This is a genomic window from Streptomyces sp. NPDC104226, from assembly GCF_055584085.1.
In genome coordinates this window covers 673843-688284 of the sequence record NZ_JBVJMS010000002.1, presented here as the reverse complement: position 1 = coordinate 688284, position 14442 = coordinate 673843, and the positions used below count along the sequence as shown (strand labels likewise).

Here is a 14442-nt window from a genome sequence, read left to right as displayed (position 1 = left end):
GTCTGCGTCCCTGACGTCGCCCCCCGTGCAAAACACGGGTGAAAGGCAACGGGCTGTCAGGTGAACGCGAGTGGCTCAATGTAGCCCCTTAGAGTCCTTCCATGAACCCCCAAATTGGCAATGGCGTGACACTCTTTTTCGAGGACTTGGGTCCCCGCGACGGAGCCCCCGTAATCCTGATCCACGGACATCCGTTCAGCCACTCGATGTGGGCCCCCCAGACGGCCGCACTGACCACGGCCGGTTACCGTGTGATCACCCCTGACCTGCGCGGATACGGGAAGAGTCCGGTGCTGCCGGGCAAAACGCTGCTCGCGGACTTCGCGGATGATCTCGCCGCTCTGCTCGACCGTCTGGGCGTCGAACAGGCGGTCGTCGGCGGTGTGTCCATGGGCGGCCAGATCGCCATGGAGATGCGGCTGCGCCACCCGGGTCGGGTGCGGGCCCTCGTTCTCTCCGACACCTCTGCTCCGCCGGAAACGGAAGACGGCAAAACCTTCCGCCGGAACCTTGCCGAGCGGCTCCTCACGGAAGGAATGAAGCCCTATACCGACGAGGTCATCGACAAGATGCTCGCGCCCTACAACGTGACCGGGATGCCGGAGGCCGCGGCCAAGGTCACCGGGATGATGTACGCCACCGACCCCGAGGGGGCGGCCGCGGCCCTGCGCGGGCGGGCCGAGCGGCCCGACTACGCCCCCGTGCTCGCCGCGCTGCCGGCCGAGGTGCCCTGCCTGATCGTGGTCGGCCGCGACGACGTCTACACCCCGGTCGCCGAGGCCGAGTCCCTGCACGCACTGGTCCCGCACTCGGTCCTCGCCGTGGTGGAGCGGGCCGGCCACCTGCCGGGCGTGGAACAGCCGGAGGCCTTCAACCGGGCCCTGCTGGAGTTCCTCGCGGGAATCTGACCGGAGCCCGAAAGCCCCGGCCCGGGCGGACGACCGCCCCGGGCCGGGGCTTTCGGCTGTCCGGAGGGTGCCGAACGGGGCTCCGGAAGGTGCCGAACGGGGCTACCGCGCGCCGGACGGGCGGTGTCAGTCTGTCTGCAGGGTGGTGCGCAGCCGGTAGCGGTCCCCGCTGTACTCCACCGTGGACAGCAGCAGCGGCCGCTGCTGCCTGGTGTACACCGTCTGGTCGAGTACGAGTACGGGCGCGCCCTCGGCGATGCCCAGGTGACCGGCGAGTTCCCCGTCGGCGTTGCGCGCCTCGATGGTGGCCTCGGCGCGGTCGGGTTCGACGCCCCAGCGGCGCAGTTCCTCGAAGAGGGAGGTCTCGCGGAAGTCGGTGCGGGCGAGGTCGGGCGCGAGTTCGGCGACGACGAGGGTCCGGTCGACGGCGATCCTGACGTCGTTGAGCAGCCGGACCCGATCCAGGCGCAGCAGCGGGGTGCCGGCGGGCACGTCGAGGCGGTCGGCGTCGTCCAGGGACGCGGTGACGGTGTCGTGGCGCAGCACGACCGAGCTGGCGCGCATGTGCTTGCGCCGCGCGGTGGCGGTGAAGGACTCCAGGTCCTTGGGCCATTCGCGGGCGGGTGCGGGCGCCACCGGCGCCGCGACGAACCAGCCGCGCCCGTGGGAGGCGGTGACCAGACCCTGTTCGACCAGGCGCGCGAGCGCGCGGCGCAGGGTGACGCGGGAGACGTCCAGCCGGGTGCACAGCTCGCGCTCGGGCGGCAGCTTGCTGCCCTCGGACAGGCCCCGCCGGGCGATCTCCTCGCGGATGCGGTCCGCGGCCTGGGCCCACAGGGGGTCCGCGGCGCGGGTGTGCGCGGAGGTGGCGTCGGCGATGGCAGCGTCGTCGATCATGAGGTCGACCATACCACTTGCTACCACTCGACCCGGCTTCCGGCCCGGGCGTGGCCACGTGTTCACGGGACCTAAGTCCGCGTGTTGATTTTTTATGAAAGACCACTGCGGACCACTGTTGACCAATCCAAAACCACTGGTTACCTTCGAGTCGTCCCCACCACCCCGCTCGACGAGGAGCACCAGATGAGTACGGCCACCGCCGCGGTCACACCGGCCGCCGGAAAGAAGCCGGGCCGGATCATGCCGGTCCTGCAGCGCATCGGCCGCAGCCTGATGCTGCCCGTGGCCACGCTGCCGGCCGCGGCCCTGCTGACCCGCCTCGGCGGCGCCGACCTGCTCGGCCGCGAGAACTTCCCGATGATCATCCAGAAGCTCGCGATGGTCCTGGCGGCGGCCGGTGACACCGTCTTCGCCAACCTGCCGCTGCTCTTCGCGGTCGGCGTGGCCATCGGCTTCGCCAAGAAGTCGGACGGCTCCACCGCCCTGGCGGCCGTGGTCGGCTACCTGGTCTTCAAGGCCGTACTCGCCAGCCCCGCCTTCCCTAAGGGGGTGGACGGCGAGCCGCTCGACGCCAAGGTCCTCGGCGGCATCGTGATGGGCCTGGTCGCGGCCCTCCTCTACCAGCGCTTCAGCCGGACCAAGCTGCCCGACTGGCTCGGCTTCTTCGGCGGCCGCCGGCTCGTGCCCATCCTCAGCGCCTTCGCGGGCGTCGGCATGGGAGTGGTATTCGGAGTGGTCTGGCCGACCGTCGGCAGCTGGTTCTTCCACTTCGGCGAGTGGCTCGTCGGCACCGGTGCCTGGGGCGCGGGCCTCTTCGGTCTCGTCGTCCGGGCCCTCATCCCGATCGGGATGCACCACTTCTTCTCGGTCTTCCCCTGGTTCGAGGCGGGCAGCTTCGTCAACCCGGCCACCGGCACCGAGGTGCACGGAGACATCGCCCGCTTCCTCGCCGGCGACCCGACCGCGGGCCAGTTCATGACCGGCGGCTTCCCGATCTACATGTTCGCGCTCCCGGCCGCGGCCATGGCCATCGCGCACACAGCGCGCCCCGAGAACCGGACCATGGTCAAGGGCATGATGATCTCCGTCGCCCTGACCTCCTTCGTCACCGGCGTGACCGAGCCCATCGAGTTCGCCTTCATGTTCGTGGCCCCGCTGCTCTACGCGATCCACGCCTTCCTCTTCGGCGTCTCGATGGCCGTCTGCTACGCCCTCGGCATCCGCGACGGCTTCGGCTTCTCCTCCGGTGCCATCGACTACATCGTGAACTACGGCATCGCCACCAAGCCCTGGATGCTCATCCCGATCGGCCTGGCCTTCGCCGCCATCTACTACGTGCTCTTCCGCTGGGCGATCGTGAAGTTCGACCTCCCCACCCCGGGCCGCGAACGCGACGAGGAGGGCAACCCGCTCACCAAGGCCGACGCCTCCTGAGCCCCGGCCGGCGGCTCCCCCCGACCGGCCCCCGTTCCGCCCGACCGCCCCGCCCGACCGCCCGCCCCCGCCCGCCCGTACCGGCGGGGGCCCGCGCCCCCCCGACTTCGCTAAGGACCCCCCACCATGTCCGGATCCCGCATCACGTTCCTCGAAGGCCAGGCCGACCAGGGCGCCGCCCTCGTCCGGATCGCCGACCGCGTCCGCACCCAGCTCGCCTCCCCGGAGCTCGCCGGGCTGCGTGCCGCCGAGCGCCCCCTGTTCACCGGCATCGGAGCCTCGTACGCCGCCCTCGCCGTCCCCGTACAGCAGCTCCGCGAGGCCGGGATCGTCACCCAGCGCGTGCTGTCCAGCGAGATCGAGACCGGCACCGCCGGCTTCGACACCGACTGCCTGATCGCCGTCTCCCAGGGCGGCCGCAGCTCCGAGACCATCGCCGCCTTCGAGTGCGCCGCCCCCGGCATCACGAAGACCGCGCTGCTCAACGTGGTCCCCTCGCCGCTCGGCGACCTCGCCGACCTCACCGTGGACCTCGGCAACGAGCCCGACTCGTACGCCTCGACCATCGGCTACACCGGCACCATCGTCGCCCTCGACCTGATCGCCGGGGCCGTCGCGGGCCGTGACGGCGACCCGTGGGGCGAGATCGCCGAGCAGACCACCGCGGTCCACTCGCAGGCCACCGAGGTCGTGGCGGCTCTGCGGGAGCGGGGCGCCCGCTGCATCGCCTCCGACGGCGTGGCGGCCGGGGCCTCCCGGGCCTCCGCCGAGGAAGGCGCCCTGCTGCTGCGCGAGGTCGTGCGGATGACCGCGGCGCACTCGGCGACCCGCAACTACCTGCACGGCGAGATGGAGTCGGCGGGCAACACCCTCCACCTCGTCTACGGCGACGGCCGCGAGATCGAGCTGGCCCGCTCGCTGGCGGGCGCGGGTCACCTCACGCTGCTCCTCACCACCGTGGACGTGGACGTCGCCGACAACCTCTACGTCGTCCGGCTCCCCAAGGCCGCCGACGCGGTCCGCGTGGTCCTGGAGACCGTGGTCCTCCAGGAACTGGTGGCCCAGCTCAGCGCCGAGCGGGACGTCCCGATCGAGTCCTTCGTCTTCGCCAACGACGACACCAAGCAGGGCGGCCTCGACATGTCCGACTTCGAGGTCGCGGCCTTCACCCAGGCCTGAACCCCGGCTGCACGTGCCACGGCCCGCGGGATCCGGAGGATCCGCGGGCCGTGGCACGTGCGCCCCGTCGCCCGGTGCCGCTCCCCGGCCCGGGGCGCGCGGGGGCGGCCTGGGATCATGCTCGGATGGATCCCTTGTCGACCGACCTCGTCCGCCTCGCCGCCACCGGCAGGTTCGGAGACTTCTTCGTCGGTGCCCGGCTGCCCGATCTCGTCGAGGCGAAGGGGGAGCCCGAGTGGTCGGGGCGCGTCCAGGACGAGCGGCGCTGGCCGCACTGGTTCTGCTACGGAGGCCTGGAGATCGTCTTCTGCCGGTGCCGGCTGCTGGACCGGATGTTCGTACCCGTCTGGCGTGACGGACTGGAGATCCCGGGGACCGGCCGCGCACCGGGGTACTCGGTCACCGAACCGGTCACCGAGTCGCGCTTCACCGCCGCCCTCACGGCCGCCGGCATCACCTGGCGCACGCAGTGGTCGCCGTCCCTGCCGGACCAGCGCACGCTCCTGACCGATCCCGCGCCCGGCATCATCGCCGACTTCGTCTTCGTCGCGCCCGACGACGAGGACCCGGTCACGGCGGACTGGCCGCTGGAGAAGGCGGGCACGTACGGACTGCACCACGGCGCCTGCCCGGAGCCGGACCCGAACCTCCCCGACGACGGCTACGGAGCCTGACGTGGACGACGTCCTGCGGGAACTGCGCTCCGTCGGCCCCTTCTTCACCGTGGCGTACGGGAAGGAGCCGCCCGGCCCCGGCTTCCGGCCGCTCGACGCGTTGTACGGGGAGCAGCTCGGGGCCTACGTGGCGGAGGTCGGCCGGCGGATCGGGAGCGGGCCCGGGCGGGTGGCGGCCTCGACCGCGCAGTTCGGGATCGCCTCGCGGCTCTGGTCGCTCGGGCTCGGCTGCGCCGTCCTGTCCGGCCGGGTGCCGGACCTGGCCCCCGACCGGCTGTGGTGGCGGCTGCCCGGCGCCGGGTCGCTGGAGCTGTGGCTGCCCGAGCCCGCCGAACTCCCCGGGGACAGCCCGGCGCGGGCCCTTGCGGACTCCGTGCTCGGCCACCTCGCGGTGCTCGACACGGCGCTGCGCGAGCGGTACGGCGTCTCGCCGCAGGTGCTGCGCGGCAACGCCGCCTCCGGGCTGGTCGGAGCCGTCCGGGTGCTCACGGATCGGGTACCGGGGGAAGCGGCGGCCGGGCTCGCCGCCGGGCTGCTCGCCGACGGCGGCCCGCTCGGCGGGACCGGCACCTATCTCCACGAACCGGGCCTCGGGGTGGCCTTCGTGCGCCGCAGCTGCTGCCTGTACTACAAGGTGCCCGGCGGCGGACTCTGTGGGGACTGCGTGCTGCGGACCAGGTAGGCCGCACTCCGGGGCCGTTCGGAGCAACGGAGCGTGTGGCGCACGGCGACGCGCCCGTCGGCGCTTCTACCTTCCCTGCCATGAGTCACGATCGCACCGCATCCGAAGAACCCGCCCCCGCACGCGGGGTGTCCCGCCGCGCGGCTCTGACCGGGCTCGCCGCCGGGGCCGGAGCCCTGGCCGTCGGCGGCGCGGTCGCTGCCCCCGCGCCGGGCGCGTCCGCTGCGACGGCACCTGCTCCGGCGGCGCCCCCGGCCGCCGCCGCCCCCGATCCCTCGCCCGGAGCGATGAAGCTCTTCGCCGACTCGGGCTTCAACTTCGCCGGACTCTTCGCCCTCGGGGCCGCCGGCATGCGCGCCTCCGAGGTCGGGGAGGTCCTCACCGCCGTCAACGCGATCAACACCGCCGGGCTGTCCGAGCAGACCTTCACCGACACCTTCCGGGACTGGGGCGACCGTCTCGCAGCGCCCCCGGCCGCCGCTCCCGCCGCCCGGCACGGCCGCGAGACCTCCTCGCAGACCCGCAGGTTCCGCTCGCTGCGGGCCGCGCAGTACTACGCGCAGGCCCTGTTCTACGTCCTCGGCACCGACCGGCCGGGGGACGAGAAGGAGGTCTACCTCGCGGGGCGCCGCGGCTGGGACGACTTCGCCCGGCTCTGCTCCCCGGCCGCCGTCCGCGCGCAGGTCCCGTACGGCAGGACCCGGCTGCCGGTCTGGTTCTTCCGGCCGGAGGGGCACGAGAAGTCCGGCCCGCGGCCCACGGTCATCCTCACCAACGGCAGCGACGGCCAGAACGTCGACATGTGGACCTACGGGGTGTCCGCCGCCCTGGACCGGGGCTTCAACGCCCTGGTGTACGACGGCCCGGGCCAGGGCGAGCTCCTCTTCGTCCAGGAGATGTCCTTCACCCCGCGCTGGGAGCAGGTGGTCGGTCCGCTGATCGACTGGCTGGAGCGGCGCGATGACGTGGACCGCACGCGCATCGCGCTCACGGGCCTCAGCATGGGCGGCAACCTCGTCGCCCGCGCCGCCGCCTTCGAACCCCGCATCGCGGCCCTGGTCTGCCAGCCCGGCTGCGTCAGTCCGTGGCTGGGCTTCGACAAGGAGCTCCGCGACATCGTGACCGCCGACAAGGCGGAGACCAACCGGGTGTGGAACGAGGAGGTGGTCCCCGAACTGACCGCGCAGCTCGCGTTCACGGTGAAGAAGCGGTTCGAGATCTTCTCGAAGGAGGCACTGCGGGCGGCCCGTGCCGGGCGGATCTTCACCGACCTGTGGACCCCGGCCCAGCTCGCCATGAGCCTCGACGTCACCGCCGTCGTCCCGAGGATCAAGGCCCCGACGCTCGTCCTGGACTACGACTTCGAACAGTTCTACCCGGGCCAGCCGCAGCAGATGTACGACCTGCTCCGCTCCCGGCGCGAGTACGTGAAACTGACCGAGGCCACCGGGGCGCAGTTGCACTGCTCCCCGATGGCCCCGCAACAGCACTGCGACCTCGTCTTCGACTGGCTGGCCGACGTCCTGCACCGCTGATCGAGCGGGCAGGAGCCGGCCGGCCTGAGAGTCGGCCGGCCTGCTAGAAGGTCAGGTTCCAGGCGTCGATCTTGCCGGTGTCCTGGCTGGCGTTGTCGTTCACGCGCAGCGTCCAGACGCCGTTGGCGACCTCGGAGGAGGCGTTGACGGTGAAGGTCTGGATGATGTTGTCCGTGCTGCCGCCGGCCCGGTTGCTCAGGACGTAGACGGAACCGTCCGGAGCCACGAGGTCGACCTTGAGGTCACCGATGTAGGTGTGCTTGATGTCCACGCCCACCTTGAGGGTGGCCGGCGCGTTGCCGGTCACCCCGCTGACCGTGATCGTGCTGTTCACGGTCGCGTTGTCGGCGATCGCGACGTCGGTGAGGTTCTCGAAGTACTTGCCGGGAGGCGGGGTCGAGCCGCCGACCGCCTTCAGCGCGTCGACCTGGCCCTCGCCGAAGAACCCGTTGTTGGCCGTGGTCCCCTTGCACCGGGTGTCCGACGGGCAGGCGGTGTCGTTGGCCTGGGTGGCCAGCGCGGTGCGGATCTGCGCCGGGGTGAAGGTGGGGTTGGCACTGGCGATGAGCGCCGCGACGCCCACCACGTGCGGGGTGGCCATCGAGGTGCCGCTCTTGGTGCTGTAACCGCCGCCCGGGGCGGTGGAGTAGACGTTGCTGCCCGGCGCCGCGACGTCGATGACGCCCTGGCCGAAGTTGGAGAACGAGGCCTTGGTGGTTCCGGTGCCGTTGGCGGCGACCGTGACCACGCCCGGGAGCTCGGTCGGGATGTCGAGGCAGGCGTTGGTGATGGTCCGGGTGGTCGGCGTCGAGTCGTTGGGGCTCGCCGAGTCCGTGGTCTTGTTGGCGAGGTCGTAGTTCTCGTTGCCCGCCGCGGCGACCTGGAGCGAGCCCTTGCTCTCCGCGTACTCCTGGGCGCGCTTGACGCCCTCGATGATCGCGGCCTGGTCGATGTTGTCCGGGCAGTTGAACTGCCAGGGGTCCGTGTAATAGCTGTTGTTGGTGACCTTGAACCCGTGGTCGCCGGACCACACGAAGGCACAGATGGTGTTCTCGGCGAAGAACAGCGAGGTGCCCGGCTCGGCCACGCGGACCGAGGAGATCTTCACGCCGGGTGCCACGCCGACGACGCCCTTGCCGTTCTTCGCGGCGGCCACGGAGCCCGCCACGTGCGTGCCGTGGGTGTCCACGTCGCGCCAGGCGCCGACCCGGGTGTCCGCCTTGCCGTAGGCGCAGGAGGCCGAGTCCGCGGCGTTGAAGTTCGGCGCCAGGTCCTGGTGCTGGTCGTCGACGCCGGTGTCCAGGATGCCGACCTTGACGGAGGCCGAACCGGTGGTCACGGCCCAGGCCTGGTCGGCCTTGATCTGGCTCATGTCGGCCCGTACGGGCTCGCCGGCGGGGGTCGTCGACTGGGACGGGTTGGCGGGCAGCGCCGGGTTGTAGGCGTCGGCCGGGACGTCCGAGGTGCGCGTCGCGCCCACCTTCTGGACCCCGCTGACCCCGCGCATGGTGGCGGCGAAGGTCGCGGAGGTCGAGTGGGCGACGATCACGCCGATCTGGTCGTAGTACGAGAAGACCGTGCCGCCGTTCGCCGTGACGGCCGAACGGACCGCGGAGCTGTCACCGGCGGCGGTGATCACCACGTAGGCGCGGGTGCCGGCAGCCCAGGTCGCACTCTGGGAAGTCGGCGCCGGGGCCTGGGCCTTGGCGGGGGCGGAGGTGCCGGGGATGCCGGCCGGGGAGACCGGCGCCGTACCGGCCAGCGCGGCCGGAGCCCCGAAGGCCAGGGCGGCCAGGGCGGCCGCCAGTACGAGGGTGCGTCGAGGTCGGCTGGATATGTGGGGTATCAATGCGTCCTCCGAAGACGGCCCGGCGGTGCGGGTGGCACCTACCGGGCCGTACGAAACGAGTGGTGGACGCAAGATGTCAGAAGCGTGCCCCGATATGGAAGTACCTTTTACAGCTAGACGGTTCAACCGATCTTGGCTGAAAAACGGCTCCCGCATGAGGTGTCGGGACCGGCCGGGCTGGGCACCGTGGGGGCGAGCCCTGCCCCGGCCGGTCCGCGAGGCGTCCCCGTCAGGCGGGTACGCCGTCCTTGGCGGCCTCCGGCTGGGCGGGCACGGCAGTGCCCAGGTCGTGCCCGTCGTCGGTGAGCGTGCTCTCGTCGAACGGCATCCGTCCCGCGAGGACTTCGGTGGCCCGGGCCCGGTCGAACTCCTTGGTCCAGGTGCCGATCAGTACGGTCGCGATCGCGTTGCCCGCGAAGTTCGTCAGCGCCCGCGCCTCGCTCATGAACCGGTCGATGCCCACGATCAGGCCGACGCCGTCGACGAGTTCAGGCCGGTGCGACTGGAGCCCTCCGGCGAGCGTGGCGAGGCCCGCACCCGTGACCCCGGCCGCGCCCTTCGAGGCCACGATCATGAACAGCAGCAGGGAGATCTGCTCGCCCAGGGCCAGCGGCTTGCCCATGGCCTCCGCGACGAAGAGCGAGGACATCGTCAGATAGATCGCGGTCCCGTCCAGGTTGAAGGAGTAGCCCGTGGGGACCGTGATGCCGACCACCGGCCGCGAGACGCCCACGTGTTCCATCTTCGCGATCAGCCGGGGCAGCGCGGACTCCGAGGAGGAGGTGGACAGGATCAGCAGGAACTCCCGGCCCAGGTAGCGCAGCAGGGCGAACACGCTGATCCCCGTGCACAGCCGCAGCAGCGTGCCCAGGACCACGAAGACGAAGAGCAGGCAGGTCGTGTAGAAGCCGATCATGATGACCGCGAGGGACTTCAGCGCGTCCATCCCGGTCGCCCCGACCACCGCCGCGATCGCGCCGAACGCGCCCACCGGTGCCGCCCACATGATCATCGCGAGCACGCGGAAGACCAGCTTCTGCACGTGCCCGATCCCGCGCAGCACCGGCTCGCCCGCCGCGCCCATGGCCTGCAGCGCGAACCCGCACAACAGCGCCACCAGCAGCGTCTGCAGCACCTCGCCCCCGGTGAAGGCCGACACCAGTGTGGTCGGGATGATCCCCAGCAGGAACTCCGGCGTGCTCTCCGCGCCGCCCGCCTTGGCCTGTGCCTCGCCGGCGTGCCGGGCCGCCTCGGTCAGGTGCAGCCCGCTGCCGGGCTCCAGCAGGTTGCCCACCAGCAGCCCGATGGCCAGTGCCACCGTGGACATCGCCATGAAGTAGCCGAGCGCCAGCCCGCCCACCGCGCCGACCTTGGCGGCCTTGCGCACCGAGCCGATGCCCAGCACGATCGTGCAGAAGATGACCGGAGAGATCATCATCTTGATGAGGTTGACGAACCCGGTGCCCAGCGGTTTGAGCTCCACGGCCGTGCCGGGTGCGGCGAACCCGACGGCGATGCCGAGCAGCACCGCGCCGATCACGGCGATGTACAGATAATGCGTCTTGTCGCGCCTGGCGGCCACGATGCCTCCTGGTAGTGCCCTTCGCCTCCCTGATGGCGAAGGCGTCCCGGGAGGACCATCGCCCGCCGCTGTGACCCCGGTCACCCTTGCGTTCATTGAGTTCACGCCCGGGTGCACACTGAGCGCCATGTTCCGCTTTCCCCGGCCGCCGCGCAGCCTCGCCGGCCAGCTCTTCGCCATGCAGGTGGTGCTGGTCGCCGCGGTCGTCGCCGGCTGCGCCGTCTTCGCGTACGCGACCGCCCGCGACCAGGCCGAAGAGGCCGCCCGGCACCAGGCCGGAGCGGTGGCCCGCGCGGTCGCGGACTCCCCGTCGGTACGGGACGCGGCGCGGGGGGACGGCCATGCCGCCCTGCAGCCCTACGCGGAGCGGGTCCGCATCGACGCGGGCGTGGACTTCGTGACGATCATGGCTCCGGACGGACGGCGCTGGACCCACCCCGACCCGATGCGCATCGGCGAACCCTTTCTCGGCAACACCGCCCCCGCCCTGCGGGGCGAGACCTTCAGCGAGACCTACACCGGCACCCTCGGCCCCTCCCTCCGCGTGGTCACCCCGATCACCGACGACGGCCGGGTCATCGGGATGGTCGCCGCCGGCATCACCGTCCGCTCGGTCAGCGCCCGCCTCGCCGCGCGGCTCTCCGCCCTCGCCTGGGTGGCGGGCGGGGCCCTCGCCCTCGGCGGGGCCGGCACCTATGTGGTCAACGCCCGGCTGCGCCGTCACACCCACGGCATGAACGCGGCCGAGCTGAGCGGGATGTACGACTACCACCAGGCCGCCCTGCACGGGGTCCGCGAAGGGCTGCTGATGCTCGACGGACGCCGCCGGATCACCCTGGTCAACGACGCGGGCCGCGAACTCCTCGGCCTGCGCGGGGAGGTCAAGGGGACCGGCGTCGCCGACCTCGGCCTGCCCGCCCCGCTCACGGGGGCCCTGCTCTCCGACCGGCCCCGGGTGGACGAGGTCCACCTGACGGCGGACCGCGTGCTCGTGCTCAACAGCGCGCCCGTGGCCGGCGGCGGCCGCCGGGGCACGGTGATCACCCTGCGCGACCACACCGAACTGCTGTCGCTGACCGGGGAACTGGACCAGGAGCGCGGATTCACCCGGGCGCTGCGCGCGCAGGCCCACGAGGCGGCCAACCGGCTGCACACCGTGGTCTCCCTCATCGAACTCGGCCGCAGCCGGGAGGCGGTGGACTTCGCCACCGCCGAACTCTCCCTCGCCCAGGCCCTGACCGACGAGGTGATCGCCGCCGTCGGCGAGCCCGTGCTCGTCGCCCTGCTCCTCGGCAAGGCCGCGCAGGCCCACGAACGGGGGGTCGAGCTGGTCGTCACCCCGGACAGCGGAGCCATCGACGCCGGGCCGGGCGGCCCGCCCGCGCGGGACCTCGTCACCGTCCTCGGGAACCTGGTCGACAACGCCGTCGACGCCCTCACCGGCGTTCCCGGCGGCCGGATCTCCGTCACCATCCGCCCCGACGGGCCGGCCGGACCGCACGGGCGCGGGGTGCTGATCGGCGTGGCCGACAACGGCCCCGGACTTCCCGAGGGAGCGGACGTGTTCCGGCGCGGCTGGTCGGGCAAGGGTGAGGGGCGGGGCCTGGGCCTCGCGCTGGTGCGGCAGGTGGCCCACCGGCACGGCGGGAGCGCGGACGCCGGTCAACTGCCGGGCGGGGGTGCGCGGTTCACCGTACGGCTGCCGGCGCGCAGGGAGCCGCGCGGGGAAGGGGACGCATGAGCATGTCCGAGGTGCGGGTCCTCGTCGTCGAGGACGATCCGGTGGCCGCCGACGCGCACGCGCTCTACGTCGGGCGGGTGCCCGGCTTCACCGCCGTCGGGGTCGTCCACTCCCTCGCCGAGGCCACCCGGGTCCTGGAGCGGACCCGGATCGACCTGCTGCTGCTCGACCTGACCCTGCCCGACGGCCACGGGCTGCGCTTCGCGCGGGGCCTGCGGGCCGCGGGCCACCCCGCCGACGTGATCGTGGTGACCTCGGCGCGGGACCTGGGGGTCGTCCGCGAGAGCGTCTCGCTCGGGGTGGTGCAGTACGTGCTCAAGCCCTTCGCCTTCCCCACCCTGCGCGAACGGCTCCTGCGCTACGCCGAGTTCCGCGCGAGCGCGGCGGGCGAGGCGGCCGGCCAGGACGACGTGGACCGCGCGATGGCGGCCCTGCGCTCGCCCCGGCCGGCCGAACTGCCCAAGGGGATCGGCGGCCCGACCCTGGAGCGGGTCGCCGCCCTCCTGCGGGCGGCCCCCGAGGGGCTGACCGCGGGAGGGACGGCCGAGGCGGCCGGGATCTCCCGGATCACCGCCCGCCGGTACCTGGAGCACCTGGTGGACACCGGCCGCGCGGACCGCACCCCCCGGTACGGCCAGGTCGGCCGCCCCGAACTGCACTACCGCTGGCTGGCGGCCGCCCCGGCAGGAGCCGGCAGCGGCTCGGTGTCGAAGGTGTAGAACTTCCGGTGGTCCAGCATGTCCGCCGGGGTCACGTCGTTCCACGGCCGCATGGTGTCGTTCAGGTCCACGACGTTCGCGGTGCCGGCGGCCGGCAGGTACGGCGACCGCGGGTGCAGCGCCTGCCAGTCGGCCCACAGCTTGTCGACGAAGGCGTGGTGCATCCAGAACACCGGGTCGTTGGGGGAGACCCCGGTGGCCATCTGGCCGCCCACCCAGACGTGCACCCGGTTGTGCAGGTTGACCCCGCGCCAGCCCTCCAGGTTGTTGCGGAAGCCGCTCGAGGAGCTGTTCCAGGGCGCCGCGTCGTACACCGGCATGGCGAGGACGGAGTCCACCTCGGCCCTGGTCGGCAGCTGGGCCACGCCGGTGCCGAGCGCGCGGCGCAGGTAGGAGCGCCCGTCGACCCGTACGGCTATCTCCCACTTGCCCGCCGCGTACGCGAACGGGCCGTCGAGCACCTGCCCGTCACGGGCCCGGCCGGTGCCGCCGAGGAAGTCGGGGGCCCAGAGGGAGGAGCGGGCGGTCCGGTCGGCCGTCCAGTCCCAGTAGGGAAGGGTCACCGCCGGATCAACCTCCTGCAGCGCCGCCTCGAACTCGAGAAGAAACCGGCGGTGCCAGGGCAGGAAGGAGGGGGAGCGGTGGCCGACCCGGTCGCCCGAGTCGGTGTCGCTCATGATGAAGCCGTTGTGCGTGGTGACGAAGCGGTCGTAGCGGCCGGTGCGCTTCAGTTCGAGGAGCGCCGCGACGAACGCCCGCTTCTCGTCGGCGGTGAGCGAGGCCTGGTTCTTGCGGATCGTCATCACATTCCGCCCATCGGGACGAGGGCGGCGCCCTGTAGTTCGCGCACGGCGGCCCGGGCGAGGGGCAGCGGGCCGGAGAAGGTCTCGTAGTGGTTGACCACGCTGATCCAGCTGCCGTCGGCGTTCCGCATCACGTGCAGTTCGCGGTCGTCTATGAAGACGGTCGGCAGGCCGGGGGACTGGTGGCCCCCGTGGTGGCCGCCGTGGTCGTTCCCGCCGCCCGAGGCGGGGACGATCCGTATGCGGCGGCCCTGGTAGACCTCGTCGGTGGTTCCCGAGGGTCCCGCGGGGTTGGCGGGGGCGGCCGTACGGGATGCGGTGGCGGCTGCGTGCGCGGTGGCGCCGGCGAGGCCGAGGGCGGTGAGCGCGCCGGCAGTGGTGCCTAAGGCCTGTCGGCGGGTGATCTTGTTCATGGCCCGAAGAGGTATCAGGGCAC

General features: G+C 72.3%; 13 protein-coding genes. 8 read left to right on the top strand and 5 right to left on the bottom strand.

What is annotated here, in order from left to right; genetic code table 11:
- The first annotated feature begins 101 nt into the window (after nt 1-101).
- Nucleotides 102-908, top strand: a complete 807-nt coding sequence (locus tag ACZ60J_RS08410) for an alpha/beta fold hydrolase (RefSeq protein WP_469679781.1) — start codon at nt 102-104, stop codon at nt 906-908.
- A 126-nt stretch (nt 909-1034) separates the two neighbouring features.
- On the opposite strand, the gene ACZ60J_RS08405 is transcribed toward ACZ60J_RS08410, so the two are convergent.
- Nucleotides 1035-1805, bottom strand: a complete 771-nt coding sequence (locus ACZ60J_RS08405; protein WP_469679779.1) for a GntR family transcriptional regulator — start codon at nt 1803-1805, stop codon at nt 1035-1037.
- 186 nt (nt 1806-1991) lie between these two features.
- Between ACZ60J_RS08405 and ACZ60J_RS08400 the strand changes: the two genes are divergently transcribed.
- The 5 genes from ACZ60J_RS08400 (at nt 1992) to ACZ60J_RS08380 (ending at nt 7312) form a co-directional block, all read left to right on the top strand.
- Nucleotides 1992-3242 (top strand): PTS transporter subunit EIIC, encoded by a 1251-nt coding sequence (locus tag ACZ60J_RS08400; protein WP_469679778.1) that lies wholly within the window; start codon nt 1992-1994, stop codon nt 3240-3242.
- 126 nt (nt 3243-3368) lie between these two features.
- Nucleotides 3369-4421 (top strand): SIS domain-containing protein, encoded by a 1053-nt coding sequence (locus ACZ60J_RS08395; protein WP_469679776.1) that lies wholly within the window; start codon nt 3369-3371, stop codon nt 4419-4421.
- A 125-nt stretch (nt 4422-4546) separates the two neighbouring features.
- Nucleotides 4547-5095 (top strand): hypothetical protein, encoded by a 549-nt coding sequence (locus ACZ60J_RS08390; protein ID WP_469679774.1) that lies wholly within the window; start codon nt 4547-4549, stop codon nt 5093-5095.
- Nucleotide 5096: 1 nt separating this feature from the next.
- Nucleotides 5097-5777, top strand: coding sequence for a (2Fe-2S)-binding protein (locus ACZ60J_RS08385; protein ID WP_469679772.1), 681 nt, complete (start codon nt 5097-5099; stop codon nt 5775-5777).
- Nucleotides 5778-5857: 80 nt separating this feature from the next.
- On the top strand, nt 5858-7312 hold the full coding sequence (locus ACZ60J_RS08380; protein ID WP_469679770.1) for an alpha/beta hydrolase family protein: 1455 nt from the start codon (nt 5858-5860) through the stop codon (nt 7310-7312).
- 43 nt (nt 7313-7355) lie between these two features.
- Here ACZ60J_RS08380 and ACZ60J_RS08375 read toward each other — a convergent pair whose 3' ends face one another.
- Together ACZ60J_RS08375 and ACZ60J_RS08370 are read right to left on the bottom strand one after the other, a co-directional pair.
- The gene (locus ACZ60J_RS08375) at nt 7356-9161 is read right to left on the bottom strand and encodes a S8 family serine peptidase (RefSeq protein WP_469679769.1); all 1806 of its coding nucleotides are present in this window, start codon (nt 9159-9161) and stop codon (nt 7356-7358) included.
- A gap of 229 nt (nt 9162-9390) precedes the next feature.
- Nucleotides 9391-10839 carry a cation:dicarboxylate symporter family transporter gene (locus tag ACZ60J_RS08370; protein WP_469680268.1) on the bottom strand — a complete coding sequence of 483 codons (1449 nt, stop codon included), beginning with the start codon at nt 10837-10839 and terminating at the stop codon, nt 9391-9393.
- Between the two features lie 31 nt (nt 10840-10870).
- Between ACZ60J_RS08370 and ACZ60J_RS08365 the strand changes: the two genes are divergently transcribed.
- Together ACZ60J_RS08365 and ACZ60J_RS08360 are read left to right on the top strand one after the other, a co-directional pair.
- Nucleotides 10871-12484, top strand: coding sequence for a sensor histidine kinase (locus tag ACZ60J_RS08365; RefSeq protein ID WP_469679767.1), 1614 nt, complete (start codon nt 10871-10873; stop codon nt 12482-12484).
- Nucleotides 12481-13203: a response regulator gene (locus ACZ60J_RS08360; RefSeq protein WP_469679765.1), complete on the top strand. Its 723-nt coding sequence runs from the start codon at nt 12481-12483 to the stop codon at nt 13201-13203. Before ACZ60J_RS08365 ends, ACZ60J_RS08360 begins: the two co-directional genes overlap by 4 nt.
- On the opposite strand, the gene melC2 is transcribed toward ACZ60J_RS08360, so the two are convergent.
- Both melC2 and melC1 read right to left on the bottom strand, forming a co-directional pair.
- Nucleotides 13143-14006 (bottom strand): tyrosinase MelC2, encoded by an 864-nt coding sequence (melC2, locus tag ACZ60J_RS08355; RefSeq protein WP_469679763.1) that lies wholly within the window; start codon nt 14004-14006, stop codon nt 13143-13145. The two genes, ACZ60J_RS08360 and melC2, sit on opposite strands and share 61 nt — an antisense overlap.
- Entirely contained in the window at nt 14006-14419 is a 414-nt protein-coding gene (gene melC1 / locus ACZ60J_RS08350) for an apotyrosinase chaperone MelC1 (RefSeq protein ID WP_469679761.1), read from the bottom strand. The genes melC2 and melC1 overlap by 1 nt, the downstream gene beginning before the upstream one ends.
- Nucleotides 14420-14442: the final 23 nt, after the last annotated feature.

What these genes read in the sequence shown, in the direction of transcription:
- ACZ60J_RS08410 (WP_469679781.1), top strand. Translation starts at nt 102, where the DNA reads ATGAACCCCCAAATTGGCAATGGCGTGACACTCTTTTTCGAGGACTTG.
- ACZ60J_RS08405 (WP_469679779.1), bottom strand. Translation starts at nt 1,805, where the DNA reads ATGATCGACGACGCTGCCATCGCCGACGCCACCTCCGCGCACACCCGC.
- ACZ60J_RS08400 (WP_469679778.1), top strand. Translation starts at nt 1,992, where the DNA reads ATGAGTACGGCCACCGCCGCGGTCACACCGGCCGCCGGAAAGAAGCCG.
- ACZ60J_RS08395 (WP_469679776.1), top strand. Translation starts at nt 3,369, where the DNA reads ATGTCCGGATCCCGCATCACGTTCCTCGAAGGCCAGGCCGACCAGGGC.
- ACZ60J_RS08390 (WP_469679774.1), top strand. Translation starts at nt 4,547, where the DNA reads ATGGATCCCTTGTCGACCGACCTCGTCCGCCTCGCCGCCACCGGCAGG.
- ACZ60J_RS08380 (WP_469679770.1), top strand. Translation starts at nt 5,858, where the DNA reads ATGAGTCACGATCGCACCGCATCCGAAGAACCCGCCCCCGCACGCGGG.
- ACZ60J_RS08370 (WP_469680268.1), bottom strand. Translation starts at nt 10,839, where the DNA reads ATGAACGCAAGGGTGACCGGGGTCACAGCGGCGGGCGATGGTCCTCCC.
- ACZ60J_RS08365 (WP_469679767.1), top strand. Translation starts at nt 10,871, where the DNA reads ATGTTCCGCTTTCCCCGGCCGCCGCGCAGCCTCGCCGGCCAGCTCTTC.
- ACZ60J_RS08360 (WP_469679765.1), top strand. Translation starts at nt 12,481, where the DNA reads ATGAGCATGTCCGAGGTGCGGGTCCTCGTCGTCGAGGACGATCCGGTG.
- melC2 (WP_469679763.1), bottom strand. Translation starts at nt 14,006, where the DNA reads ATGACGATCCGCAAGAACCAGGCCTCGCTCACCGCCGACGAGAAGCGG.
- melC1 (WP_469679761.1), bottom strand. Translation starts at nt 14,419, where the DNA reads ATGAACAAGATCACCCGCCGACAGGCCTTAGGCACCACTGCCGGCGCG.